Annotated in this window: 1 protein-coding gene; it reads right to left on the bottom strand. The window is 39.1% G+C overall.

Annotation, left to right across the window (positions count from 1 at the left end; translation table 11 throughout):
• Window positions 1-19: 19 nt before the first annotated feature.
• The gene (locus tag J7J33_04070) at window positions 20-1,675 is read right to left on the bottom strand and encodes an FAD-dependent oxidoreductase (GenBank protein MCD6168466.1); all 1,656 of its coding nucleotides are present in this window, start codon (window positions 1,673-1,675) and stop codon (window positions 20-22) included.
• Window positions 1,676-1,823: the final 148 nt, after the last annotated feature.

Raw genomic sequence — 1,823 nt, 5'->3', positions numbered from 1 at the left:
AAGAGTTCTCTTTTCTTGATTATACTCCAATTCTATCTTTAATGGAATTCTTATATAGGTCATACCCTCCTCTAACATTAACCGCTTTAAATCCATTTCCTAAAAGGATTCTCTGTGCTATGTATCCCCTTAGTCCTGTCTGACAATAGATCAGATATGTCTTGTTTTTATCAAGTTCGTTTAATCTCTCTCTAAGCTCAGGAAGAGGTATGTTGATGGAACCTTCAATTTTTCCAGTGGCAAGTTCTTCTCTATTTCTTACATCGAGAGGGATAGCACCTTTCTTAATGTAGTCATCTACCTCATAAGGAGATATTGAGGGAGATAGTCCTCTGAAGATATTTTCTGCAACAAAGCCCACATAATTCACAAGATCTTTACTTGACCCAAACGGTGGTGCATAAGAAAGATTCAAATCCTTCACATCAACCAAATTTGCTCCAAACTTCATAGCTGTTGCAAGAACATCCACTCTTTTATCCACTCCATCATATCCAACCACCTGTGCACCAAGAATTTTTTTATCCTCTGGTGAATAAAGAACTTTTATATAGACAGGCTTAGCACCAGGGTAGTATGATGCATGGCTGTATCCCCACACATACAGAGAGTCATATTTAATTCCCAATTTCTTCAATAGTTGCGAATCCAAACCAGTGGCACCGGCAGCAAGGTCAAATATTTTAACTACACAAGTTCCCATGGCACAATCATATTTAGAGTCAATACCACAGATGTTGTCTGCAGCAACCCTTGCTTCTTTCGTAGCAGGCTCAGCAAGGGCAATCCTCACCTTTATGTCCACAACACAGTGGGGTATCTCAATTGCATCACCTACGGCGTATATGTATGGATCAGATGTCTGCATTCTCTCATTGACCTTTATTCCACCGAAATCACCTATGGAAAGTCCGGCATCCTTTGCAAGCTTTATCTCTGGTCTAACTCCTATGGCAAAAACAACAAAATCACCAGAGACAGTTTTTCCATTTTCAAGGATTACATCTATCCTATCTCCTTTATCCTTAAACTCCTTAACAGCAGAACCAAGATGGAGGTTAACTCCTTTGGATATGAGTTCTTCATGCACAAACTCCGCCATCTCCTTATCAAGGAAGGACAAAACCTGTGGTAGCATCTCCACTATATGAACATTTAGCCCTCTCTCCTTTAGATTTTCAGCCACTTCAATGCCAATAAAACCGCCACCAACGACAACAGCTTCTCTACTTCCCCTCTCTATCTCTGCAATGATTCTGTCTGCATCAGGAATTGTTCTTAATGTAAATATCTTTTTGCTATCAATTCCTGGTATTGGTGGTTTTACAGGATTTGCACCGGGGGAGAGAACAAGAAAATCATAAGAATCCTCAAATTCTTCTCCTGTATCAAGATTTTTAACTTTTACCTTCTTACTTTCTCTATCTATGGAAACCACCTCGTGTTTTGTCCTCACATCAATGTTATACTTTTTTCTCATCTCCTCCTCTGTAACCACAACTATCCCCTCTCTATCCTTGATAACGCCCCCTATATAGTAGGGAAGTCCACAGTTTGCAAAGGAGATATACTCTCCCCTTTCATACATCACTATCTCACACTCTTCACTGAGTCTTCTCAACCTTGTAGCTGTAGCTGCTCCACCAGCAACACCTCCCACAATTATAACTCTCATAGAAATTTCCTCCTTTCAGTTTTTTGATTATACTGTTAAGATTCTATCAAGAAATTCTATCCTTGTGAAGATAAAATACCTTCTTTTGAACTAAAATTGTATAATTAATCTGGAGGTGATAGGAATGAGGAGCATAATTACATATCTT

The organism is Caldisericia bacterium, assembly GCA_021158845.1.
GTDB lineage: Bacteria > Caldisericota > Caldisericia > B22-G15 > B22-G15 > B22-G15.
This window is presented reverse-complemented; position numbering and strand designations above follow the sequence as displayed.

What these genes read in the sequence shown, in the direction of transcription:
- J7J33_04070 (MCD6168466.1), bottom strand. Translation starts at nt 1,675, where the DNA reads ATGAGAGTTATAATTGTGGGAGGTGTTGCTGGTGGAGCAGCTACAGCT.